The organism is Ochrobactrum sp. Q0168 (assembly GCF_016427605.1).
Taxonomy (GTDB): Bacteria; Pseudomonadota; Alphaproteobacteria; order Rhizobiales; family Rhizobiaceae; genus Brucella.
The window spans coordinates 78,214-101,539 of sequence record NZ_JAELXQ010000001.1 but is presented as its reverse complement, the minus strand read 5'-3'; the positions used below and the strand labels follow the sequence as shown (position 1 = coordinate 101,539).

Here is a 23,326-nt window from a genome sequence, read left to right as displayed (position 1 = left end):
CACAGGCTGGCGGCTAAACTTCTCAATCAGCATCCAGCGTTACCCCTCATTATGCAGACGATCGCCGGTCAGGCAAGTGCGTCTCCATAATCCCTTATTCGGCGGGCGAAACCTGTATCCGACGCGACTTTCGCTCCCGACGCGGTGGACGTGCCTTGAAGAAACGCACACCGATGACCGTGACGATCAAGGTCAGCACCGTAATGCCGATGGCGAACCAGAACATATGATCGCCGTCCATCTTGGCGAATATGCCTGCGCCACGCCCGGCCAGCCAGCCTGGAAGAAACATCAGCGGCGCCCAGACCAGCGCGGACAGCACGTTTGCGGTTTGAAAGCGCGTCTGGTCCATCGACATCATGCCGGCGACCATGGGCACGGTACAGCGAACCGGCCCGAAAAAACGACCAAGGAAGACGGCGGAAAAGCCGTAGCGGCGGAACAGCAGGCGCGCACGCGCAACGCCGCTGCGATGCTTGTTCAGCGGCCATTTGTGAATGATGTTGCGGCCCAGCCACCAGCCGAGGAAATAGGAGATGATATCGCCAATGACCGCGCCGATAATAGCGCCGATGATGACGGGCAGCGGCTCGATGATGCCAGCGCCCACAAGGCCGCCAATGGCAATCATGATCGGGGTGGCGGGAATGAACATCCCGATGATCGCGAGAGATTCGCCGAAGGCAATAACACCAACAATAGGCCCGGCCCATACCCGATGATCGGAAATGAAATGCCCGAGATTGCTGATAATGCTTTCCATGCTTTCCTCAAATGCCGCGAACCGGATCTTGAAGCGGTTTTCCCGCCTCGGTTTTCTCTGCAAAGGCTATCCGGTGCATGACGCGCCCTGCTCGGATTATAATGCTGATCGATCAGCTCGGGTTCGTGACTATGAATGATTACCCGCCGATCAAGACATTTATATGCTCTAACTTCTCAGACAAGCATCAAAAAATGATGACATGGCTGCGACATTTGAAGCGTGAACCTACGCCCCGAAGCCGTAACCCGCTTCGCCCCCACACGGACATAACCGCAAGTACGAATCCAGTATTTCGCGAATATGGAGTGGGGCCTGCGCGCTTACAACGCTGGAAACGCAAAAAAATGAATCAAAACAAGATTCTTTTGGCATTCGATTCTTCCGGATTCGCTGGGGTGGTCACAACTTTTGCGACAATTGCAGCGAAACTCCCGGCAAAGATGCGTAGCTGGATTGTTCAGAAGCCAGCGTTTCCGGGCTTTTGCTCAAAGATGCAAGTTTTTTTCGAAATTTTTCGATTGGAGGGTAGACAGCTGTAAAATCGACCGGTATACACCCGCTCACTTCACCGGGGCCGCTGCCTCGGCAAAGCGAGTGGGTGATTAGCTCAGTTGGTAGAGCAGCTGACTCTTAATCAGCGGGTCGTAGGTTCGATCCCTACATCACCCACCATTTTCTCTCCTGAAAACAAACGCTTCCGCTGATTGACACCGTAATGAACGGTGCCGAAGTGATCCTGTGATCGCATCAAAATTTCGATTTTCGTCCCCTGATAAATCTCTTCGTTCATCTGGATCTGTCCGCATTTGCGGCAACCTCGTGCACCGGACCGCGAGTACATTGCAGTTTCATTACATATAATTAATTGGTCCATTCATATGCGGTTCATCTAAAAAGACACACATTACTGGCACGCCAATTGACGGCGCCCCTGTAAAGAGTAATGGAGTGAAACAACCATGAAATATAGAACCGCAATTCTCGCTGTAATCGCATCTACAATGCTTGCTGGACCTGTACTGGCCCAGGAAAGCAGCAATGCGAATACACCAAAGCCGGCAACGGAAGCGGCTGCTACACAGGATAAGGACGTCAAGACTAAGCGCGGACCAATCGATCTGGAAAAGTTCTCCCGCATGGAAGAGCTGAAGGCCGCCGACACCAATGGCGACGGCGTCCTCTCCCGCGATGAAATTGAAGCGTTAGCGCTGAAGCGTGTCGTGAAGCGCGAGGCTGACCGTTTGGAACGCCGCCTCGACGTCAAGGGCGACGGCAAGATCACCCTCTCGGCCATCGAAAACCAGCGCAAGAAGGAATTTGCCGCGCTGGACCGGAACGATGACGGCGTCATCGACCGCAAGGAAATGCGCGCCGCACATATGGGCCGTCACGGCATGGGACCCCATCACGGCCGCCATGGCATGGGGCAGCATCACAAGGGTGGCGATTTCAAAGGCTCCCACGGTGCAATGAAGGACCAGAAAGAACAGCCTCAGGAATAGTTCCAGAAACAAAAGCCCGGGCGCAATGGCCCGGGCTTTTATTGGTTCGTCTTCGACGATCAGGAGCGGATAACGCCCTTCTTGAAAATGATATTGCCGTAAAGCCGACGCTCGCCCGTGCGGATCACAGCGAAGGCTTCTCTGGCACGCGCGTAGAACGCAAAGCGTTCTACCGGATCGACGGCAATCTTGCGCCCTTCAGCCACCGCGATGACCGCTTCAAACTCGCCATAAATGGCTGGCGTTTCGTTCGACGCTTGCATGACAGCCGCTGGCTTGTCGACAAAATCGTCAAGCGGCAGAACCGACAGGACGGCTTCCGCCATGGCAGTGGCACTGATGCCCGGGAAATCCAGGACTGGCACACCGGAAGCTTGCGCTGGATAGTTTGCGTCTACGATCACGAGATCGTCGCCATGCCCCATATCCGCGAGAATGGAGAGGAGTGAGCCGGTCAGCAAAGGGTTGATGTTTTTCAGCATAATGTCTGATTCCAGATTTGAGGCATCTTCGATCCGAAAATCTATCAAACACCTGCCCATATGCAAACGCCGGCTGCGATGCAGCCGGCGTTTTTCTCGTTGATTCCGAAGAGATGGCTTACTCGGCCTTTGCTTCGATATTCACCTTATCAAGCAGCGATAGAGGATCCTGAGACGCAGAGATCATCTCCAGCGCGCCGATGCCCTTCTCTGCCTTAGACGTGACCGCCAGCTCGAAAATATTCGGCTTTGCGAGGAATGTGGAGAATGCGGCCACCACCTCCTGAAGCTTCGGTTGGTCGGTCGCCAGTTCCTGCAGGAAGGCGGCGGCGATCAGGGAGAAGCTGCTACGCACTTCATCTTCCGTCATGTCGTTTTCTTCCGCATAGAGCTTGAGCGCCTTGGCGATCAGGCCCTTCTCTTCAACCTTCACCTTTACTTCTCGCGCCTTGAGGCCAAGAGCAGCAACCTGCGTCATCACCTTGTCGCCCGAGAAAAACTCCTTGGTGAAGCCGCCCATCAGGCCGTTGACCGAGACGCTGCCCATATCCTTGCCGCTGACGGAAATATCCGAAATGACAAGGTTCTGGTTCGGTTCATCCCAGTTCATCGCCACATTGGACGAGATCGTCACCTTGTCATAACCAAGCTTGCGCAACTGGTCGTAAATCTCGTCATTGCCGGATTGCGGCACCGGAAGCGTCATATCCTCATAGCTCACGCGAATATCGGACGGGATACCGTTCTGCGGCTTGTTGAGCGCGACTTCGTAATTCTTCATGGAGAATTTGATACGCTCGGGAATTGCCGGAACCGATGCTTCTTCAGCCGCTTCCGGCTGCGCCTCTTCGCCTTCTGTCGCAGGCTCTTCGGTGGAATCCTGTGCCGGACCCGCGATGTCGACGCCCTGATCATCCGTAGCGACTGCGGCATCATCGCCAGCCGCATCGACGGTTTCCTGATCAGTCGCATCGTCAGTGGTCTCGTCAGCGCCGGTCACATCGTCAACCGCTTCCGGTTCATAAGGCAGATCCGCATCGACACCGGAAACGCGCATCGTACCAAATTCAGGCAGCAGCGTTGTAAATGGGAAGTTTTCGGCCTCTTCATCGCTGAGCGCGGCGAACTTCTTCAAGGCTTCCATAGTCGGTGCCCAGGAAAAGCCCTGCATGGAAACTTCATCGACTTTCATATAGTCGGTGCCGTTGCCGATATTGACGCCCTTCACGGTGGCGTCCACCTTGCTGGTGTCGAACGCAATCGAAATCTGAGCAATGTCGCCCTTGCCCTTGGTGCCGTCGGTGGGCTCGATCTTGAGGCCGAGCATCTCCATGTCGCCCTTGCCGATCATATCGACAATCGACAGCACACGCAGGAAGAATGCACGCTGTTCGGCTGGCGTCAGATCTTCCGGATTTTTAACCGCCTCGATCTGCTGAACTATGTCCAGCAGCGGCTCGGCAGGCATGCGCATGCTGAAGCCATTGCTGCGAATCTCATCATAGCTGAAACTCACCTCACGGCTCTTCATGGCGATATTCTTGGCCGAGAACGGGCCATAAACCGGCTTGGCGTCCTTATCGTCCGGTCCAGCCTTTTCCGTATAAAGGCGCGTCAGATAAACGCCGTCAATGTCCTTGCCTTCCGTCTGGCCGATTGAGCCCTGCATCTGGTCGCGGACGGTTTCGCCGTCTGCCTTAGGGGCCTCGAACGCAAATTCAAAGGTCGTATTAGCAGCGGAAAAACGGGCGACGCGGCCTTGCTGGATGTCTTCGAGCTTCACGTCCTTGTAGACGACTTTCTGCTCGTTGCCCGCAATGGTCTGAACCAGATTGATCTCCGGCGCGACGACGCTTTTGGCCGAGAAGCGGCCAACGCGCTCGGGCAAGGTCAGCTGACTGTTACCAAAGGTTTCACGCAATGTGGAAATATCAAAGCTCGCATCATCGATCTTCACATGGGGAATGGAGATCTTGTAATTGGCGACCTGCGTGTTGATGTCGGATGCATCCAGCATACCGGTCAGAAACAGGAATTTCGGACGGCCTTCGATCGAGCCGATGCGCACATCAGAACCGTTCTTGAGCGGCAGCGTCACGTCGCGCAGATGAATGCGTCCGAAGAAATCGGCTTCGACGGAAGCAGCCTTGCCGCCACGCTTTTCCAGCTGTGACGTGATGGTGTTCTGAAGCGTGATCTTGTATCCGGTCAGACCAGCGGCAGCTATCGCGATGACCGCAACGGCTGCCCAAAGCGCCTTGCGTCCACCCTTGCCGGTCCCGTTCTTTGCCTGCTCCACGATATTCGTCCTTTCAGCGCAATTGAAACGGTCGTTGTGTCAGCCGTCACCGCCTTAAGATCGTACAACCAAACGAAAAGTCGTGGTTTGCAGAAACACGGCTAAAACAACGGTTTAGAGCACCGTCTATCTACCTGTAATTGTGCGCGCAAGCAGGAACGCCGATTGCTGCCTGATTTTTTCGGAATACTCCCAATAAAAGAGCTCGTTTTCAGTAGATCCGTTAGAAAGGCTGTCAGAGCGGTGCATGCGGTTGAGGCGAACCATCGTAGGCACCCCAGATCGATTGGTCGAAATTCACGATGGCTCCCGTCATCAGCCCCGATTCTTCCGAAGCCAGAAACGCAATTGCCCGCGCAACTTCCGCAGGATCGATCAAGCGTCCAAAAGGTTGCGCTTTGGCGGCGTCATCGAGCCAGTTGGCGGGCGCGCCATGAAATTCGCGCTGGATACGGTCTTCGCCGTCCGTCGCCATCCAGCCGATATTCAGGCAATTGACGCGGATGCGATTGCGCAGCACCGAATAGGCAACATTGCGGGTCAGCGTGTCGAGCGCGCCCTTCGATGCGCAATAAGCGGCGATGAATGGCTGACCGCCCATCGATGACATGGAGGATATGTTGACAATTGCCCCTTCGACGCCATCGCGCCGGAAAAGCTTGATGGCTTCCTGAATAAGAAAGAAAGGCGCCCTTGTGTTCACCGCAAACAATCGGTCGAAAAGTTCGGGCGAGGTATCCAGAATGGTCCCGCGGTCGGTCAGACCAGCCGCATTGACCAGAATATCGAGACGTCCGAAAGCACGGTCGGCTTCGGCGATGATTTTTCTGCAATCCTCGACTTTCTCCAGATCGGCCTGAACGAAAACCGCGCGCGGGCCGGTTTTCTCCAGCAGATCGACCTGCGCCCGCCCCTTTTCTGCCGAGCGACCGCAAATCACCAGACCGGCGGCGCCTCGTTCGGCAAACAGCTTTGCCGTGGCCGCACCCAGCCCTTGCGTGCTGCCGGTAATGACAGCAACCTTGCCTTTCAACTGCTCGTTCATCGCAAACTCCGAGACCCGATCAAACCCTGCCGCCCAGTTCGGCCGACAGGTCGGACAATTCCTGACCGCCAGCCATCAGGCTCTGCAATTCATCCATATCGACTTCGCTCTTGGTGCGGGTGCCAAGCGTCACACCGCGATTGAGCACGGTGAATTTGTCGCCCACCGCATGGGCGTGGCGGACATTGTGGGTGATGAAAATCACGCCCAGACCTCGCGCGCGCACCTGATTGATGTATTTGAGTACCATCGCGGTCTGGCGGACGCCAAGCGCGGAGGTCGGCTCGTCGAGGATCAATATCTTAGCCCCGAAATAAACCGCCCGGGCAATGGCCACGCACTGCCGCTCGCCACCGGACAGCGTGCCGACGGCCTGCTGCGGATCGCGCACATCGATGCCGATCCGGCGCATTTCCTCGCGCGTCACGTCTTCAGCGAATTGCGTGTCGAACCAGCGCAGCGGACCAATCCCCTTGGTCGGTTCACGCCCCAGAAAGAAGTTCCGCATCACCGACATGAGCGGGATCATCGCCAAATCCTGATAGACCGTCGCAATACCATGGTCGAGCGCATCGCGCGGGCTGTTGAATACGACCTGTTTGCCTTCGACAAAGAAGTCACCGCTCGTCGGTTTATGCACACCGGACAAGGTCTTGATGAGCGTCGATTTACCCGCGCCATTATCGCCGAGCAGGCAATGGACCTGTCCGGGTTCGACGCTCAGCGAGACGCCATTCAGTGCAATAACCGGCCCGAAATGTTTGACAAGATTACGGATTTCAATCGTCGGCGTCGTCGTTGTCATTGTCATGGCAACCTCCCGGCTCAGAGCGGTTCCGATTAAAACGAAATCGCGGAACCGCTCTATCTATTTGTTTTTACGCATTATCCTTCGCAAAACCGCTACGCACTTTTGCTGGAAATGCTTTAGCGTTCGCCCGTGGCGCGCTTGCGAATGAAATTATTGAAGAGGACGGCGATCAGCAGCATTCCGCCGAGAAAGACGAGATACCAGTCCTGATCGATCTGCGTGTAAGTCAGGCCGATCAGCACCATGCCGAAAATGATGGCGCCGAAGAATGCACCGATGGCAGAGCCGTAGCCGCCCGTCAGCAGGCACCCGCCGATGACGGCTGCGATGATGGCTTCGAACTCTTTCTGGAAGCCGCGCCGCGCATCGGTCGATCCGGCGTCGAGCACGGTCAAAATGGCGACCAGCGCCGCGGCCATGGCCGTGCACATGAAGAGCGTGGTCTTGACGCGGCGCACCGGAACGCCGGAGTTTCGCGCCGCCAGCGCATCGCCGCCCGCCGCGAAAATCCAGTTGCCGAAGCGGGTGCGCACCAGAACATAGGTGGCGATCAGCGCCACACCGGCGAACCACAACACCTCGACCGGAACGCCCTTCACGGTCGGTTCTCCATTCGGGAATTTGGCGATCAGGTCATGCTCGGCCATCCAGGCGAACAGTCCCTGAAACGCATCGCCGGAAAACAAACCGGCGAGCATGCTGTTGCCGACGGCATCCTTGACGCCGCGAAGCTGCGTTGCGCCGCCGGTCGCCCATTTGAGACCAACCAGCGACAGGCCGCGCAGGATAAACAGGAAAGCCAGCGTCACAATGAAGGACGGCAGCCCCGTCCTGATGACGATCTGGGCGTTGATCACGCCGACCAGCGCCGCAAAGACGAGCGTGAGGATGATCGCCACGACAAGTGGCACCTGCCAGACGACCAGCGCTGCCGCGAAGATCAAACCGGCAAAAGCCACCATGGAACCGATGGAAAGATCAAACTCGCCGCCGATCATCAAGAGCGCAGCGGCAACCGCGAGAATGCCCAGCTGCGACGCGGGCGCCATGAAATTCATGATGCCGGCAGCCGTGAACATCGCGGGATTGGCCGTTGTCAGGAAGAAAGCCGTGATGAGAATAAGCCCGGAAACGGCGCCAAGTTCGGGTCGGCTCAAGAGCCGCTGGATCGGACTTGCCGTTTTGAGCCGTTCGTCGCGCTGCTCCGCAATCGTCGCGGGCTTCGGTTCGGACATTGGTTCACTCATGATTTTCTCCTGAAGCGCCTCGCAGCCGCTTGATGCGCAGCCGTCGATCTCAGGGGTGCGACCACCCGTTCCCGCCCATCGCAATGGGCGGGTCAATTATCTATTCTAAAGGCGGTTTCTACCTGATGCCCTTGGCGGACAGCTCCACAACCTGCTTGGCCTTGTCCTTGGTAATCAGGTTCGGGCCCGAAGCCACATTGCCGCCGGGCATCAGGCCATATTTGGCATGAAGAGCGAGGAATGAGACCGGCAGATAGCCTTGCAGGAACTGCTGCTGGTCGATGGCAAAGTCTGCCTTGCCGTTCTCGACAGCTTCAAGGAAACCTGGCGACATATCGAATGTTGCGACATGAATGCCGCTGCGTCCGCTTTCGCCAGCGGCCTTCACGGCAGGCTCACCGGCAAGGGTAGCATTGAGCGTCAGGATCGTATCGATGGCCGTATCCGAAGCCAGCGCTGCACGCACCTTGGCTTCATTTTCCGCAGGGTCGGTCGAGGTGGGCAGAACGGTAACGTCACCGAAACCTTCCTTGAAACCGGCGCAACGCTGGTCAAGGGAGACATTGCCCACTTCCTGATTGACGCAGATGCCCTTCTTGCCGCCAGCCTTTTTCAGGGCTTCACCGGCAGCTTTGCCCGCATCGGCCTCATCCTGACCGACATGCAGCAGCGCGCCGAGCTTTTTGGAGGCATCGGAGCCGGAATTCATCGAAATGACTGGAATGCCAGCCGCGACGGCACGCTGGATCGATGGTCCGAGCGCATCGGCGTCCGGGATCGATACGACGATACCCTGCGGCTTCTGGTTGATGGCAGCGTCGATAAGCTGCGCCATCTGCACCATGTCGAAAGTTTCCGGCGCACGATAATCAACCTTTGCGCCGGTATCCTTGGCGGCTTCCGCCACACCGTTCTTCACAACGGACCAGAACGGATCCGATGCCTGACCATGGCTGACGACAACAATGTTGATGTCAGCCGCGTGTGCAGCAAATGATGCAGCCATAAGGGCCACACCAGCGACTGCCGATTTCAAAAGAGATTTCATGTTCACTCCTCCCATTGCCCGACGCTCCCCGCCGGTTTTCCCGATTTTTCAGCCTTGCCGGTATCGTTACGGGGCTTCCTCCAAGCCATGTCCCGCAACGTAAACCGATGTCGACTACTCAATAGAATGAAACAATCATTAGAAAATTCTCGTGGAATTATAATTCCATTTCTGCTAGCTGATGTCAATCGCATAAGCTCGCCCCGAACGGCATATTTTCCGGCTGGGCGTTTCGTAATGCGGGCTGAGCTTTGCCAGCATGTATGGTGTCAGCGTTTGAGAGGAAGGCATGGCAGTCGTTACAGGTCTGATCGGGTCGGGCTTTATGGGCAAGACCCACGCGCTGGCGCTGGCCAACGTCAATCGCATCTTCGATCTGCCCGTGCGGGTCGAGCTGCACACGCTGGCCGACATTGATGAAACAACGGCGCAGAAAGCCGCGAAACAGCTGGGCTTTGCCCATGCGACCGGCAACTGGCGCGACCTGATAGTCGATCCGGCAATCAATCTCATCGACATCACCACCCCCAACCGTTTTCACAAGGAAATGGCGCTGACGGCGATCGATGCGGGCAAACATGTTTATTGCGAAAAGCCGCTTGCCCCCAGCGCCGCCGATTGTCTGGAAATGACGCTGGCAGCGGAGAAGAAGGGTGTCCAGACAGCTGTTGGCTTCAACTATCTCAAGAACCCGATGATCCGGCTGGCGAAAGACATCTTAGACAGCGGTGAAATTGGAGAGGTCCGAAACTTTCGCGGCATCCATGCGGAAGATTTCATGGCTGATGCGCGCATTCCGTGGACCTGGCGGCTGGACCCGGCAGGCGGGGGCGGCGCCCTTGCCGATATTGGCAGCCACATCATCGCCGCCGCACGCTATCTGGTCGGCCCAATTGCCGAAGTCATGGGCAAGACTGTGACTGCCATCCGCGAGCGCCCGGATAGCGCCAATCCCTCACAGAACAAGCCGGTTGAAGTGGATGATGTCTGTCACGCCATGGTCAGTTTTGCCAATGGGGCGACCGGGACGCTGGAAGCAAGCTGGATCGCCAGCGGGCGCAAAATGCAGCACGAGTTTGAAATCTCCGGTTCCAAAGGCGCGATCTTCTTTACGCAGGAGCGGTTCAACGAGCTGGACCTCTTTCTCTATGCCGACAAAAAGGGGCAGCAGGGGTTCCGCAAGATTTTCGCCGGCCCCGACCACGAACCCTATGGTTCGTTCTGCGTGGCGGCAGGACATCAGATCGGCTTCAACGACCTCAAGACTATCGAAGTGCGCGACTTTCTGCTGGCCATTGCGGGCCATAGAACCAGCCATGCCGATTTCCGCGAAGGCTATGAAGTGCAAAAGTCCGTGGAAACGATCTATGCTTCGGCGCGCGAACGCCAGTGGCGCCGAGTTTAAGCCCGCGACTTCGGCTGCACGATGAACTGGCCGTCGAGATGCAGGATATGCGCCTCGATCCCGTAAACCTGCCGCAGCCGCTCCGGCGTCAGCACGTCCTGCGGCGAACCGTCCGCCACCACGCGCCCGTTATCGAGAATGATCAGCCGCGTGCAATATTGAGCCGCGAGGCCAAGCTCGTGCAGCGAGGCGATCACCGTCCGACCCTCATGCGCAAGCGCTGCAAAATTTTCCATCAAGGCCAGCTGATGCGATGGATCAAGTCCGGCCACCGGCTCGTCGGCGAGGATAACAGGCGTATCCTGCGCCAGAACGCGAGCGATCAATACCCGCGCCAGCTCACCGCCGGAAAGCGCGTTGGCTGGGCGCTCGCCGAAAGCTTCCACATCCATGCGCTGCATCGCCGAACGGATCAGCGCTTCATCGCCAGCGTCCAGCGATGCAAAACTTGGCTTCAGTGCAGACCGTCCCAATGAGACCAGCATATGCGCGGAAACCGGCCAGGCGACATCGCGCTCCTGCGGCAGATATGCAACCGCACGGGCTCTGTCGCGGGCGTTGAGACTGGCTATTCCCCGGCCATCCAGTGAAACCGCGCCATCTGCTCGAACAAGGCTGAGCATGGATTTCAAAAGTGTGGTTTTTCCAGCGCCATTGGGGCCGATTAAGCCGATGAATTCACCGGGGCCTGCGTCGAAGCTGACGCGATCCAGCACGGTTTTCCCACCCAGCGACACGCTGATATTTTGAACCGAGAGCGCCGTCATACAAGTTGCCTGCGATATTTGAACACCAGCCACAGGAAGAATGGCGCGCCGATCAGGGCCGTCACGACACCGAGCTTCAGTTCCCGTCCCGGCATGGCGACCCGCACCGCTATATCGGCAGCAAGCAGCAGAGCCGCACCGCCCAAGCTACTCGCGACAAGCAGCCGCGACGGGCGCGCCCCGACCAGCGGTCGCAGCAGATGCGGCACGACAAGGCCGACGAACCCGATAGCGCCTGCCACCGCGGTTGACGCCCCGACGCAAAGCGCTGTGCCGAGCACGGCCAGAAGCTGCACACGCGCCAGACTGACGCCCATGCTGGCCGCCGCATCGGCACCGAGCGTCAGACTGTCCAGCGCCCGCCCGAGCGACAAAAGCATGATCCAGCCAAGGAGGATAAACGGAACCACCAGCATCACATGGGTCATCGACCGGTCCGCCAGCGAGCCCAGCATCCAGAACACGATTTCCATGGCCGCGAAGGGGTTGGGTGAGAGGTTCAGCGCCAGCGCGGTCAGCGCTCCGGCAAGGCTGGTCACCGCAACACCGGCCAGAATGACCGCCAGCGTTCCGGCATTGCGCCCGGCCATAAGCTTGACGAGAAAGACCGACGCAAATGCACCGGCCAGCGCCAGCAATGGCAGGGCCAGAGGGAACAGCAAGGACAGCCCGGTATAGATAGCGATGACTGCGCCAAATGAAGCCGAAGCACTGACGCCGAGCAATCCCGGCTCTGCCAGCGGGTTTCGCAGATAACCTTGCAGTGTTGCGCCCGACAGGCCCAGCGACGCGCCGATCAGCAGCGCCAGCAAGGCGCGCGGCAGACGAATTTCACGCATGACCAGCACGATGGCATCGCCCTCACCGCTGAACAGCGCCCGGAGACTATCGCTCACACTGATATCGGCTGGCCCGGTCAGCAGCGACCACGCGAAGAGAACCGCGACGAGCACGGCGAGGCCGACAAGCAAAAGCACGAAACGAGCCTTTTCAGTCACGCGCCGCCTCGCTTAGTTTTGCCACCGCTTCAACACTGAAAGGCCCGCCGCAAACGGTCAGATTATCGGGCAGCGTTATTGCTTTCGCCTCGCGTTCCAGCACTCGCAAAGCCGGATGCTGGAAATTCTGGAAAGCCAGCGCCGGTGCACGCTCGCTTGCACTAAGGACCAGCATATCCGGCTTTTCCATCACCAGCATCTCGAGAGGCAGCGCCGCAGGACCGTTCACGCCGGCGCGGTCGGCGATATTGTCCAGCCCCGCCCGCTTGACCGCCTCGTCAATCAGCGTGCCGCGCCCGGAGGTGTAGCTATTCGCGAAATAGAGCGCGACAGTCTTGCGATGCTGCGGCTTTTCAATTGCCGCAAGCCCTGCCCGCATGGAGCCGATCTGCGCATCCGCCTGCTCTTCGCGCCCCAGCAACGCACCCATACGTCGCAAATGTGTTTCGATATCGCTGAATGAACGTGCTGGCGCAAACTGTTCCACACGCAGGCCAAGTCTCCGCAACAGATCGACCGTCACTTGCGATGAAAACGTGCCCGCAAGCACCAGATCAGGCTTCAGGAGGAAAACCTCTTCCGCCTCGGCCCGATTGACCGGCAGTTGCGCCGCCTGCCCCGCCAGCACGGAAAGCTGCGGATCGCGCGACAGATGAGAAACCGACTGCAACTGCCCCGGCGCGGCCAAAAGCATGGCCAGCTGATCGGTGCAGACATTGATCGACACCACGCGCTGCGGCGGTGCGGCCTCCGCAGAAGAAAGAGCGACCGAAACCATGGCTGCCAGCGCCACAAGCCAGTTTCTGCCAAGGATCGTCGCTCTCGTCACCCGTCGATAAACCCTCAGAAATTCCGCGTCAGGCCGATATTGAAGGTGCGGCCCGGCGCAATATAGCCGGAGGTTGTCTGGTAGTCCTTGTCAAAGATGTTCTCGACCGAGAACTTCAGCTTCGCCTGCTTGTCGATGGCATAAAGCGCCACGAAATCGGCGGTCACATAGCTGCCGAGCTTCCGCATATTTGCGGCATCGGCATAGCGCGAACCGCCATAGAAGACGCGGCCCGTCAGGTCGAGCCCTTCAAACGGCGTATAGTTCACTTCAGCGGTCGCCTTGAAACGTTCGCGATAGGCTAGATCGGTGTCGTTTTCTTCATCGATGGGGCGCTTGAAGTCCAGCACTCCCTTCACACCCCACTGGTCATTGAAGCGATGGCCAAGCGTCGCCTCGAAGCCTGTCACCTGCGCGCGGGCCACATTATAGGGCAGATAGGACGGTGCTGTGCTGATGATCGCATCGCGCAACTCATTGCGATAAAATGCAAGATCGAGGCTGGTCGCTGCCGACATCTGCCAGTTCAGCCCCACTTCATAGGAGCGCGACTTTTCAGGCTGCAGATCGGGATTGGCGAAGCCCGGATAGTAAAGCTCGTTGAATGTCGGCGCGCGGAAGCCCGTCGCATAGGACGAACGCACAACGAGATCGGGAACAATCTCGTAGCTCGCGCCGATATTGTAGGTCGTCACATTGCCGAATTGCTGGTTGTGATCGTAACGCACGCCGCCATCGACGCGCAACGCTTCATATTCCAGCGAATATTGTCCGAACACCGCCGCCAGATCACGTCCCGTTTCGTCATAGGCGACGGTGGAATCGATGGTCTCCCGATAGGCTTCGACGCCGCCGGTCACGACATGCTTTGCCTTGCCTGTCTCGAAACTTTTCTCGGTGGAAGCGAAGACGCCATAACGCTTGGTTTCAAAACGGTCGGAGCCGGATACACCCTTGCGGAAATCACGGCTGTTGTCGATGCCCGAGCTGAATTCGACCGTCGATGACCAGTCATCCGTATGATCGATCCGCGTGCCGATCTTTCCAGAAAAGGCTGTGCTGTAGCCCTGATTGGCGGACGGATATTCGGAATCATACTGATTACGGCTGCGGCTCAAAAGTCCATCCGCATAGATCCTGCCCCAGTCAAAATCTTTTCCGAGCGAAAAGTTGAACGAGCCTTGTAGGAAACCATCCCGGTCCGGTTCGTGTCCCCACGCATCGGGGCTGGTGAAATCATAGCCCTCAGTGCCGGTTATCGCCGCGCCAAAGGCATAATCGACACCCGTAGCGCTTTGCCCCCGCACCGAACCGGAAGCATAGCCGCCCCAGGGATGGGTGACCCCGGTGGTCATGCTACCGCACCACGAGCGCTCGCCACAGGCCCCGCCCTGCTTGGTGATGATATTGATGACGCCGCCCATGGCATCCGCGCCATATTGGGCCGAATGGCCGCCCTTGGCGATCTCGATGCGCTCGATAGACGTCAGCGGAATATTGGCCAGCGCCGTGGCGCCGTCCGTCGCCGATGCCGTGCGCACGCCATTGACCAGCACGACCGTCTGCTTGGACGACATGCCCCGCATATAGATGTCCGACTTGGACCCCTGCCCGCCATTCGTCTTGATCGAAACACCGCTATAGGATTTCAGCAGCGATGGCAGATCGGAGGCGGCCGAGCGCTCGATGTCAGCCGTGTCGATGACCGTTACCGACGATGTGGATCGCTGCAACGACGTTGCGCGACGAAGCGGCGTGACGACAATCGTATCGAGAACCACGCTTGCATTGGCATCGCCCGCGCCGCTGGCGGTTTGAGCCGATGCGGCAAGCGGATCTGCAGCCGCAAAAGCAGCCGTCAGCAAAATGGTAAATTTTGGAATATGCACTTGTATCTTCTCCTGCAATCGCCTGACCGCAGGTCGAAGAAATGGGAAACCCGTTTCTCGTTCCGGCGGCAACATTTGTTCAATGTCACCGCTACGGAAAGCCGCGCCCCGACACGCCCCGTGTCGAAACTAGGTGACCGGATACGGCAGGTCTCCTGACTTCCGGGTCGCCGCTGCTCTCCCGCCTTCCCGAATGCGTCTGCACTCAGTGGCTTGGTCGCCTTGGCGACCCTGGAAGATAACTCTCCGGTTACAGTTGCGGGGGCAGTCGCAGAATTGGCCAGATGGCCTCACCGCGTTCCCTTTTCATCCGCCTTTTACAGCGAAACCGTTTCCTGAAACGAGCCCTAGCAAGGCTGGTGCGGATTCGCAATGCGCCAAAAAGCGCGCTCCCCTGAATCGCATTCTCAACGAAGCGATTCAGGGTGTTGTTTTCAAATATCTTTGGTTATCTCAGGAAAGCCCGGAAACGTTGCAGCGCGAAATAAAACAGCACCGAGCCGATGACTATCAGGGCCAGAAATTGCGGCCACACCACGCCGATCCCCGCCCCTCGGAACAGGATCGCCTGCGCCAATATAACGAAATGCGTGTTTGGGGCCACCAGCATGATGTTCTGGATGATATCCGGCATGCTTTCCCGTGGGGTCATGCCGCCGGAAAGCACCTGCAGCGGCATTAGCACCAGCATCAGCAACATGCCAAACTGCGGCATGGAGCCTGCAACCGTTGCCAGGAAAATGCCAAGGCTGGTGGTTGCGAAAAGCTGCAACGCGGCGCCAGCCAGAAACAGCAGAACCGATCCATAAATCGGGACCGCCAGCAGGCCTTGCACGACAAAGACCAGCGCAAAGGCCGAAGCCACCAGCACGACCAGCCCCATGGACCAGACCTTGCTGATCATGATTTCAACCGGTGTCACCGGCATGACGAGCAAATGCTCGATGGTGCCATGCTCGCGCTCGCGGATCAGCGCAGCACCCGTCAGGATGATCGACAGCATGGTGACGGACGAGATGACATTGTTGATCGCGCCGAACCAGCTCTTGTTCAGATCCTGATTGAAGCGGGATCGCAAATTGAGATCGACCTTCGTATCCGCCGTACCCCGATAGCGGTTGAGAAACTCGTTCACCTCGCTGGACACGATGGACTGCACGTAGCCGCCGCCCGTGAAGGCCTGGCTCATGCGGGTTGCATCCACATTGAGCTGGATGGTCGGGGAGCGCCCGGCCAGCAGATCGCGCTGGAAATTCGGCGGGATGTTCAGCGCAAACGTGTCGAGCCCCTCATCCATGCGGCTGTCCATTTCGTGGGAGGAGATGAGTTTGGGCGGCACAAAATAGGGCGGATAAAACGCCGTGGTAATCCGGTTTGAGACCGGCGACTGATCCTCATCGACAATGGCGATGGCCGCATTGCTGAGGTTTTCCGGCTGTGCCCGGGCGGAGGTATAAACCGCCAGCGTGAAAGCATAGACGATGAGGAGCAGAAGCATCGGATCGCGGGCGAGACCGCGCAATTCCTTGATGCCGAGCTGAAGTATGTTGGCTATCCGCATCTCAGCCCGCCTGTTTCTTGAGAAGGAGAATAGCGAGCACCATCAGAACCGGAATGGCAATCAGCAACGGAATGAACGACCCGGCCAGATCGCCGAAATCCAGCGCCTTGGAAAACACCCCGCGCGAGATGGTCACGAAATAGGTCGTGGGATAGATCTTGCCGATGAATGCGCCAGCGCCCTGCAATGACGAAACCGGATCGATGATGCCGGAATATTGCACCGCGGGAATGAGCGTCAGCAGGGCCGTGCCGAAAATGGCCGCGATCTGGCTGCTCATGAAGGTGGAAAGCACCAGTCCCATGCCGGTCGCGATGATGACATAAAGCAGCGCCGCCGCTGCATAGGTGAGAAAACTGCCCGTAAATGGTACCCGGAAGATGAAGACTGCAAAGGCCGTCAGCATGAGGAAGTTGAGGAAGGCGAGCGCGATATAGGGCAATTGCTTGCCGAAAAGGAACTCGAACTTGGTCACCGGCGTCACATAGAAGTTGATGATCGAACCAAGTTCCTTTTCACGCACCACGCTCAAAACCGCAAGCATGGCCGGGATCATCAAAAGCAGCATCGGAATGACCGCTGGCACCATCGCCACCAGGCTCTGGACGTCGGGATTGTAGCGATAGCGAATTTCCAGATTGAAATTGCCGACTGTCGCCGCATTGCCATAAAGCTGGCGTGCCTTTTGCGTCAGCCAGTTAGCATGCATGCCCTGCACATAGCCGCGCACTGTTTCGGCGCGGGTGGGCATGGCGCCGTCGATCCATGCCGCCACCTCGACAGGCCGTCCATGTGCTATATTCGCCCCGAACCGAGGCGGTATCTCTATGGCAAGGCTGATTTCGCCATTGCGCATTCGCCGGTCGAGATCGTCATAATCCGTGATCGGCGGCATTTCGGTAAAATAGCGCGAACCGGCAATCTGCTGCGTGTAATCGCGGCTGACCGTCGTATCGTCGCGGTCAAGTACAGCGAATGTCAGGTTTTCAACATTGAGATTGATGCCGTAACCAATCACGAACATCAAAATCACGGTGCCCAAAATGGCAAGCGTCGCGCGGATCGGATCGCGCTTCAACTCCAGCGCTTCACGCCGCGTGTAAGCAAGCATTCGTCGCCGATTGGGCAACCAGCTTGAAGAAGGCTTCGGGTGGGCAGTCGCAGGCTCGACCGGCGCTGGTGTCTCCTTCGGTACAGGGGCCTCCTGTTGCGGCGTCTCGCCAATGGCTTCGGTGAGATAAGCGATAAAGGCTTCTTCCAGCGTCGCCGCATTGCGGCTTTCGGTGATCGCCTTTGGCGTGTCACTGATCAGCACCTTGCCCGCATGCATCAATGAAATGCGGTCGCACAGCTCAGCTTCATTCATGAAATGGGTCGAGACGAAGATCGTCACATTGTCCTTGCGCGACAGGTCGGAAAGACTTTCCCAGAAAGCATCACGCGCCACCGGGTCCACGCCGGACGTCGGCTCATCGAGAATGAGAATATCCGGCGAATGGATCAGCGCCACCGCCAGAGACAGGCGCTGGCGGATGCCGAGCGGCATGGAATCCGGCAGTTCATCCATCACACCGGCCAGATCGAAACGCTCGGAAAGCTCCTTGATGCGCCGCGCCGTCAGCTCCGGCTCCATGCCGAAAAGCTTGGCATGCAGTTCCAGATTCTGGAGAACCGTCAGCTCGGAATAAAGCGAAAAGGCCTGCGACATATAGCCGACGCGACGCCTGATATCGATATCCTTCGGATCGACTTCGCGCCCGAACAGTCGCGCAATGCCCTCGCTTGCGGGCAAAAGGCCGGTCAGCACCTTCATGGTCGTGGATTTGCCGCAACCATTGGAACCCAGGAACCCGAAGATTTCGCCGCGTGGAATGCGGAAGCTCACATTATCGACCGCGGTGAAATTGCCGAACCGAACCGTGACATGTTCGGCTTCAATGGCGATCTCCGCATCGGCACCCGGCGCGCGCGGCGGAATGACGATTTCCTTGTGCCCCTGCCGCAATTCCTCCGGCAGCAAGGCGATGAAGGCCGCATCCAGATTGGGGGTGCCCGTGCGTTCCAGAAGCTCTTGCGGCGTACCCGTCGCCAATACCTGTCCGTCATTCATCGCGACAAGCCAGTCGAAACGCTCCGCTTCCTCCATATAGGCGGTCGCGACGATGACGCTCATCCCCGGACGGTCCTTGCGGATATCGTCGATCAGTTCCCAGAACTGGCGACGCGACAAAGGATCAACACCCGTGGTCGGTTCATCGAGGATCAGAAGGTCTGGATCATGGATCAGCGAACAGCAGAGGCTAGTCTTCTGCTTCATGCCGCCCGAGAGCTTGCCTGCCGGGCGATCCGCAAAGGGCGACATGCCTGTGCGCGCCAGAAGATCGGCAATGCGCCGTTCGCGTTCCTGCCTGTTATGGCCGAACAACCGTCCGAAAAAATCGATATTCTCGAAAACCGAAAGCGTCGGATAAAGGTTCTTGCCGAGGCCTTGCGGCATATAGGCGATGCGCGGATAGGCGGATTCGCGATGCTTCCGGTCGGCAATATCGCCACCCAATACCTCGATGCGCCCTTCCTGCATACTGCGCGCACCGGAAACCAGCGAAAGCAGGCTAGACTTTCCCACGCCGTCCGGCCCGATCAGGCCGATCATGCGCCCTGCGGGAATATCGAGATCAACATCGCGCAGCGCCTGCGCAGCGCCATAGGACAGCTTTACGCCCTTCGCGCGAACGACAAAGCTGTCGTCTCCCGCCACAGACTGGACCGCAGCTTCACTCATTTTACGGTTTCCGCGAGGTTCTTCGGCCATTCAGCAGCGGGATCGAGCTTCACATAGGCCATGCCAGGCAGCCCGGTCTTCACCTGCTGGATGTATTTCTGAAGCAACTCCGGCGAAATCTTTGCCTTCACGCGGAACATCAGCTTCTGACGTTCCTCCTCAGTTTCAACTGTCTTCGGCGTGAACTGCGCCACATCGGCAACGAAGGAAATCGTGGCCGGAATGACATATTGCGGCGCTGCATCCAGCACAATGCGGGCCTCAGCGCCGATTGCGACACGACCGGCCTGCGCGGTTGGCAGGAAGAACGTCATATAGACATCGCCAAGATCGACGAGGTTGAGCACGCGACCGCCAGCCGAAAGCACTTCGCCGGGCTGAGCAACACGATACTGCACCCGCCCCGCCGTCGGCGCGACCAGCGTTGCGTCGTTGATATCCGCCATGATGCTCGCAATCGCCGCCTTGGCCGCTTCCACCGAAGCCTCAGCATCGACAACCTGCGCCTTGGCGGCATTGATGGCTGCGTCACTCGCCGCAAGCTGCGCCTTGGCCGCCTCGACAGCAGCCTGAGCGCCCTGCGCACTGGCGCGATCATCATCGAGAACCTGTTCGGAAACGGTTCGTGACTGGGTCAGCGCCTGCGAACGCGCCAAACGCCGCTGCGCTGCATCGAGCTGCGCATTGCGCTGGGCAACCGTCGCCTGATTGGCCGCAAATTCCGCCTGGCGCTGCGTGACGAGGCTCTGGGCCGTCTCGATGCCGATCTGTGCCCGGCGCAATTGCGCTTCCGCCTGCGCACGCTGGCTTTCCAGCTGATCGGTATCCATGCGCGCAAGGACGTCGCCCTTTTTGACGAAAGAACCCTCATTGGCAAGTATTTCGCGGATACGACCGGGACTTTTGGTCGAAATATCGATTTCGGTGGCTTCGATACGGCCATTGCCCGAGGCAATTCCCTCGGGCAATCCGCTGCCGTTCAGGGCCTTCCAGGCATAGTAGCCACCGGCAGCCAGCGCCACCACAACTGCAGCCACAATCCATTGTTTGCGGTTGGAACTCATGCGAAACACCCTCTTTGCAATATCCACGACAATGCCAGCATTATTCCCGAGTTAATTCAAGGCATTGGCAGGCGATCCCCATTGGTCTGGCTGTTCGCATTCCCACCGCCCCGCTCGATAGTCATCGGAGAACCATTCGGTTGAGGATATGGAACAACCGCGCAGGTTGACAACCAGCGAATGCTAATTAACGCGCGATAAAGTAAATGCCGTCGCGGCCGTGCATAGAGGCGCTCATTATCCAATGCTTTGACGGTGATCAATAAACACTAAAATACTAGCAATTTCCCCTCAATTCAGAGCGAATGAGAAGCGCGGGTGCCGATTTGGTGAAACAGAGGGGCAACGCCGACAGCACCCGCTGGCTGCCGAAGACGACGTCACGGAAGATCGCGCTGATATGCGCTCGACAGATTGGATGAAGACCGGGATGCCATTCAAGACGAGGCATCCCGGGTCGCCGATTCTGGTGGTAACCAACAACGGCAGGAGCACTAGCAACTCTGCAGGAAGCGCACTTTGATCAGGATCAAAGATGTGCGGTGAAATGCTTTATTTCTGCCCGCACTTGCCCCATGTCTTCTTCAAATGATCGGATACGTTCTTCTGTTTTGGGTCGGAAAGAAACCCTTGTCGAAAGAGGATGCTTCCCTTCACTTCCGGCAGCGACTGATTGAGTTCCAGCTGCCGCTTGATCTCGCTCAAGCCTCCACCTGCCTGCCAGCCCGGCTCTGATGCAGTTGCGGTTCCAGCGCGATAGAGCGCCAAGCCAATATAAAGATCGGTCTTGGTGCCACGCACCGTATCCGCCCACCATTTGACGATCGTGTCGTATGGCACGGCCTTTCGGTCGAACGACCAGTAGACCTGCGGCGCGATGTAATCGATCAGGCCTTCCTTGACCCAGCGTCTCGTATCGGCAAAGTCGCCATCATAGTTCGTCTTGCCCGCGCGCGTGGCCGAACCCAGCGGATCGTCGGCCTTGTTGCGCCAGACGCCGCCGGGGCTGATGCCAAAGCGTACATTCGGCTTGATCGACTTGATCTTGTCGGAAATTTCCTGAATCAACGTGTAAGTATTGTAACGCCGCCACTCATATTTGCTGGCAAAGCGTGTGCCAAAACGCGCATAGGTCTTGTCGTCATCGAGAGGCGAGGACGCGGTCTCGTAATAGAAATAGTCGTCGAACTGGATGCCATCGACATTGTATTTCTGCACGACCTCGGCGGTAATGTTCGTCACCCATTGACGAACAGTAGGAATGCCGGGATCGAGAACATAGCGATCCGCCGACACGCCGACCCAGCTTGGATGGGTCTTGTAGACACTCCGTGGCGAATCCTTGGACGAGTTCTTCAGCTCCTTGCGCGTCGATGCCTTGACATCCATCGAAACCCGATAGGGATTGAGCCATGCGTGCAGTTCGATGCCGCGCTTATGCGCCTGCTCAATGGCAAACTGCAACGGGTCAAAGCCGGGGTTTTTGCCGAGCGTACCGGTCAGATAGGAAGACCATGGCAGATAGGAAGACGCATAGAATGCGTCCGCTGCTGGCGACACCTGAAACACGACCGCATTGATTCCGTGCTCCGACGCCTCATCAAACAGTTTCACCAATTCCTGCTTTTGGCGCCGGATGCGTTCATCGTCATTTTCGATTTTCTTTGACGCATTCGACGGCCAATCCAGGTTGAGAACCGTGGCGATCCAGCTTGCCTGAAACGCATCACAATGGGAGGGCGATATGTCGAGAGGCATGGGCGTTCCGATGTTGATTTTTCATTTCCAGCCTTATCCGGCACTCGGAGGCTTGGATATGCTCATTTTAAGCACTAGCTTAAAGCCGAATCTGACGAAGCGAGGGCTCATGTACAAGAATATTGTCGCCACAACCGACGGGTCGGAATTTGCCGAGCGCGGTCTCGTACACGCATTCCAACTGGCCAAAGCCGTTGGCGCGAAGGTTACGGTTGTAACGGTGACCGCCCCCTATTCCGTGTCGGGCCTGCCCGGCGGCTGGACCGACAGTCCCGCTTTCATCGAACGTTTCGAACAGGAATGGAAGGATTTTGCCGAGACCACACTGGCACGCGCCCGTGAACTGGCAGCCGAAGCCGGTGCGGAAATCCACACCCTGCACGTGGTTGCCCAGCACCCGGCAACGGCCATCATCGAATCGGCAACTGAACTGGCCAGCGATCTTATCGTGATGGCCTCGCATGGGCGGCGCGGTTTCAAAGGCCTGCTGCTTGGCAGCCAGACCTATGAAGTCGTCACGCGCAGCACTGTTCCAGTGCTTGTTGTTCGATAAGTGTAAGCCGTGGCGGTCAGCTTGTCTGGTGACCGCTAGCGCTTTCGATATCCACCCGGAAGAAAACCGGCTCCATCTTGCGGACGTCGCCTTCCTTGGTGATGGTCTTGGTATAGGCCGGTTCCCACCATGTCGGCTCGGCAGACATGATACCAACGATGGCCGCTTTCTCGTCCTCTCTGGCAATCTCGCGATAACGACCATGCAAAACCACGGTTTTCCATTCGGTTCGCGATACGATGTGGTCGAAGAGGATGCAGACGGCATCGTTCTTGCGCATGGCTTCGGTCTTCTGTCCGTCGGTCGTGAAGGAATAAAGCGATCCGCCATTGAACCGGAAACTCATCGGTACGATAACGGGGCGATCATCCAGAATATAAGCCAATCGTCCTACATGCGAATTCTGAATCATGTCGCGAAGATCGTAGTCCGACATTTCCTTGATCATCATGGCGCGTCGTCTCCTGAAAAGCTCTTCTTCACATCCTAATATAGAGTAGGCAGATCGCCTTGACAGTGA

General features: G+C 57.7%; 20 protein-coding genes, 1 tRNA gene and 1 riboswitch. Of the genes, 5 read left to right on the top strand and 16 right to left on the bottom strand.

Going from position 1 to position 23,326, the window contains the following annotated elements; all coding sequences use genetic code 11:
- Positions 1 to 94: 94 nt before the first annotated feature.
- Positions 95 to 763: a DedA family protein gene (locus tag JAU75_RS00445; RefSeq protein ID WP_199053718.1), complete on the bottom strand. Its 669-nt coding sequence runs from the start codon at positions 761 to 763 to the stop codon at positions 95 to 97.
- A 101-nt stretch (positions 764 to 864) separates the two neighbouring features.
- Here JAU75_RS00445 and JAU75_RS00440 point away from each other — a divergent pair, with 101 nt between their 5' ends.
- The 3 genes from JAU75_RS00440 (at position 865) to JAU75_RS00430 (ending at position 2,268) form a co-directional block, all read left to right on the top strand.
- Entirely contained in the window at positions 865 to 1,305 is a 441-nt protein-coding gene (locus JAU75_RS00440) for a hypothetical protein (RefSeq protein WP_199053717.1), read from the top strand.
- A 57-nt stretch (positions 1,306 to 1,362) separates the two neighbouring features.
- A tRNA-Lys gene (locus JAU75_RS00435) sits at positions 1,363 to 1,438 on the top strand.
- Between the two features lie 287 nt (positions 1,439 to 1,725).
- Positions 1,726 to 2,268, top strand: a complete 543-nt coding sequence (locus tag JAU75_RS00430) for a calcium-binding protein (RefSeq protein WP_199053716.1) — start codon at positions 1,726 to 1,728, stop codon at positions 2,266 to 2,268.
- A gap of 59 nt (positions 2,269 to 2,327) precedes the next feature.
- Here the strand turns inward: JAU75_RS00430 and JAU75_RS00425 are convergent, their stop codons facing one another.
- From JAU75_RS00425 to JAU75_RS00400, 6 genes are all read right to left on the bottom strand, one after another.
- Positions 2,328 to 2,750, bottom strand: a complete 423-nt coding sequence (locus JAU75_RS00425; protein ID WP_199053715.1) for an RbsD/FucU domain-containing protein — start codon at positions 2,748 to 2,750, stop codon at positions 2,328 to 2,330.
- Between the two features lie 118 nt (positions 2,751 to 2,868).
- Positions 2,869 to 5,049: a hypothetical protein gene (locus JAU75_RS00420; protein WP_199053714.1), complete on the bottom strand. Its 2,181-nt coding sequence runs from the start codon at positions 5,047 to 5,049 to the stop codon at positions 2,869 to 2,871.
- Positions 5,050 to 5,284: 235 nt separating this feature from the next.
- On the bottom strand, positions 5,285 to 6,094 hold the full coding sequence (locus JAU75_RS00415) for an SDR family oxidoreductase (RefSeq protein ID WP_199053713.1): 810 nt from the start codon (positions 6,092 to 6,094) through the stop codon (positions 5,285 to 5,287).
- Positions 6,095 to 6,113: 19 nt separating this feature from the next.
- A complete protein-coding gene (locus tag JAU75_RS00410; RefSeq protein WP_171058801.1) occupies positions 6,114 to 6,899 on the bottom strand; it encodes an ATP-binding cassette domain-containing protein in 786 nt (261 codons plus the stop codon).
- Positions 6,900 to 7,021: 122 nt separating this feature from the next.
- Positions 7,022 to 8,152, bottom strand: a complete 1,131-nt coding sequence (locus JAU75_RS00405; RefSeq protein WP_199053712.1) for an ABC transporter permease — start codon at positions 8,150 to 8,152, stop codon at positions 7,022 to 7,024.
- Between the two features lie 118 nt (positions 8,153 to 8,270).
- The gene (locus tag JAU75_RS00400; protein ID WP_199053711.1) at positions 8,271 to 9,200 is read right to left on the bottom strand and encodes a sugar ABC transporter substrate-binding protein; all 930 of its coding nucleotides are present in this window, start codon (positions 9,198 to 9,200) and stop codon (positions 8,271 to 8,273) included.
- Between the two features lie 289 nt (positions 9,201 to 9,489).
- Between JAU75_RS00400 and JAU75_RS00395 the strand changes: the two genes are divergently transcribed.
- The gene (locus JAU75_RS00395; protein WP_199053709.1) at positions 9,490 to 10,605 is read left to right on the top strand and encodes a Gfo/Idh/MocA family protein; all 1,116 of its coding nucleotides are present in this window, start codon (positions 9,490 to 9,492) and stop codon (positions 10,603 to 10,605) included.
- On the opposite strand, the gene JAU75_RS00390 is transcribed toward JAU75_RS00395, so the two are convergent.
- From JAU75_RS00390 to JAU75_RS00355, 8 genes are all read right to left on the bottom strand, one after another.
- Complete coding sequence (locus tag JAU75_RS00390; RefSeq protein WP_199053707.1) at positions 10,602 to 11,372, bottom strand: ABC transporter ATP-binding protein; 771 nt, start codon at positions 11,370 to 11,372, stop codon at positions 10,602 to 10,604. The genes JAU75_RS00395 and JAU75_RS00390 overlap by 4 nt on opposite strands.
- Positions 11,369 to 12,370 carry an iron ABC transporter permease gene (locus JAU75_RS00385; protein ID WP_199053706.1) on the bottom strand — a complete coding sequence of 334 codons (1,002 nt, stop codon included), beginning with the start codon at positions 12,368 to 12,370 and terminating at the stop codon, positions 11,369 to 11,371. Before JAU75_RS00385 ends, JAU75_RS00390 begins: the two co-directional genes overlap by 4 nt.
- The gene (locus JAU75_RS00380; RefSeq protein WP_199054878.1) at positions 12,363 to 13,148 is read right to left on the bottom strand and encodes an ABC transporter substrate-binding protein; all 786 of its coding nucleotides are present in this window, start codon (positions 13,146 to 13,148) and stop codon (positions 12,363 to 12,365) included. The genes JAU75_RS00385 and JAU75_RS00380 overlap by 8 nt, the downstream gene beginning before the upstream one ends.
- A gap of 65 nt (positions 13,149 to 13,213) precedes the next feature.
- Complete coding sequence (locus tag JAU75_RS00375; protein ID WP_199053705.1) at positions 13,214 to 15,088, bottom strand: TonB-dependent receptor domain-containing protein; 1,875 nt, start codon at positions 15,086 to 15,088, stop codon at positions 13,214 to 13,216.
- A 127-nt stretch (positions 15,089 to 15,215) separates the two neighbouring features.
- Positions 15,216 to 15,436, bottom strand: a riboswitch (cobalamin riboswitch).
- Positions 15,437 to 15,536: 100 nt separating this feature from the next.
- Positions 15,537 to 16,649 (bottom strand): ABC transporter permease, encoded by a 1,113-nt coding sequence (locus tag JAU75_RS00370; RefSeq protein WP_199053704.1) that lies wholly within the window; start codon positions 16,647 to 16,649, stop codon positions 15,537 to 15,539.
- A 1-nt stretch (position 16,650) separates the two neighbouring features.
- Positions 16,651 to 19,461, bottom strand: coding sequence for a ribosome-associated ATPase/putative transporter RbbA (gene rbbA / locus JAU75_RS00365; protein ID WP_371836092.1), 2,811 nt, complete (start codon positions 19,459 to 19,461; stop codon positions 16,651 to 16,653).
- Entirely contained in the window at positions 19,428 to 20,495 is a 1,068-nt protein-coding gene (locus JAU75_RS00360) for an HlyD family efflux transporter periplasmic adaptor subunit (RefSeq protein WP_199053697.1), read from the bottom strand. The genes rbbA and JAU75_RS00360 overlap by 34 nt, the downstream gene beginning before the upstream one ends.
- A 552-nt stretch (positions 20,496 to 21,047) precedes the next feature.
- A complete protein-coding gene (locus JAU75_RS00355; protein ID WP_199053695.1) occupies positions 21,048 to 22,253 on the bottom strand; it encodes a glycoside hydrolase family 10 protein in 1,206 nt (401 codons plus the stop codon).
- 109 nt (positions 22,254 to 22,362) lie between these two features.
- Here JAU75_RS00355 and JAU75_RS00350 point away from each other — a divergent pair, with 109 nt between their 5' ends.
- A complete protein-coding gene (locus tag JAU75_RS00350) occupies positions 22,363 to 22,806 on the top strand; it encodes a universal stress protein (RefSeq protein WP_199053693.1) in 444 nt (147 codons plus the stop codon).
- A 16-nt stretch (positions 22,807 to 22,822) separates the two neighbouring features.
- Here the strand turns inward: JAU75_RS00350 and JAU75_RS00345 are convergent, their stop codons facing one another.
- Positions 22,823 to 23,257 carry a pyridoxamine 5'-phosphate oxidase family protein gene (locus tag JAU75_RS00345; protein WP_199053691.1) on the bottom strand — a complete coding sequence of 145 codons (435 nt, stop codon included), beginning with the start codon at positions 23,255 to 23,257 and terminating at the stop codon, positions 22,823 to 22,825.
- Between the last annotated feature and the right edge of the window lie 69 nt (positions 23,258 to 23,326).

Coding starts and splice junctions, on each gene's coding strand:
- JAU75_RS00425 (WP_199053715.1), bottom strand. CDS start 2,750: ATGCTGAAAAACATCAACCCTTTGCTGACCGGCTCACTCCTCTCCATT.
- JAU75_RS00355 (WP_199053695.1), bottom strand. CDS start 22,253: ATGCCTCTCGACATATCGCCCTCCCATTGTGATGCGTTTCAGGCAAGC.
- JAU75_RS00390 (WP_199053707.1), bottom strand. CDS start 11,372: ATGACGGCGCTCTCGGTTCAAAATATCAGCGTGTCGCTGGGTGGGAAA.
- JAU75_RS00400 (WP_199053711.1), bottom strand. CDS start 9,200: ATGAAATCTCTTTTGAAATCGGCAGTCGCTGGTGTGGCCCTTATGGCT.
- JAU75_RS00370 (WP_199053704.1), bottom strand. CDS start 16,649: ATGCGGATAGCCAACATACTTCAGCTCGGCATCAAGGAATTGCGCGGT.
- JAU75_RS00415 (WP_199053713.1), bottom strand. CDS start 6,094: ATGAACGAGCAGTTGAAAGGCAAGGTTGCTGTCATTACCGGCAGCACG.
- rbbA (WP_371836092.1), bottom strand. CDS start 19,461: ATGGCCGAAGAACCTCGCGGAAACCGTAAAATGAGTGAAGCTGCGGTC.
- JAU75_RS00430 (WP_199053716.1), top strand. CDS start 1,726: ATGAAATATAGAACCGCAATTCTCGCTGTAATCGCATCTACAATGCTT.
- JAU75_RS00395 (WP_199053709.1), top strand. CDS start 9,490: ATGGCAGTCGTTACAGGTCTGATCGGGTCGGGCTTTATGGGCAAGACC.
- JAU75_RS00380 (WP_199054878.1), bottom strand. CDS start 13,148: ATGGTTTCGGTCGCTCTTTCTTCTGCGGAGGCCGCACCGCCGCAGCGC.
- JAU75_RS00410 (WP_171058801.1), bottom strand. CDS start 6,899: ATGACAACGACGACGCCGACGATTGAAATCCGTAATCTTGTCAAACAT.
- JAU75_RS00445 (WP_199053718.1), bottom strand. CDS start 763: ATGGAAAGCATTATCAGCAATCTCGGGCATTTCATTTCCGATCATCGG.
- JAU75_RS00350 (WP_199053693.1), top strand. CDS start 22,363: ATGTACAAGAATATTGTCGCCACAACCGACGGGTCGGAATTTGCCGAG.
- JAU75_RS00345 (WP_199053691.1), bottom strand. CDS start 23,257: ATGATGATCAAGGAAATGTCGGACTACGATCTTCGCGACATGATTCAG.
- JAU75_RS00405 (WP_199053712.1), bottom strand. CDS start 8,152: ATGAGTGAACCAATGTCCGAACCGAAGCCCGCGACGATTGCGGAGCAG.
- JAU75_RS00440 (WP_199053717.1), top strand. CDS start 865: ATGCTGATCGATCAGCTCGGGTTCGTGACTATGAATGATTACCCGCCG.
- JAU75_RS00360 (WP_199053697.1), bottom strand. CDS start 20,495: ATGAGTTCCAACCGCAAACAATGGATTGTGGCTGCAGTTGTGGTGGCG.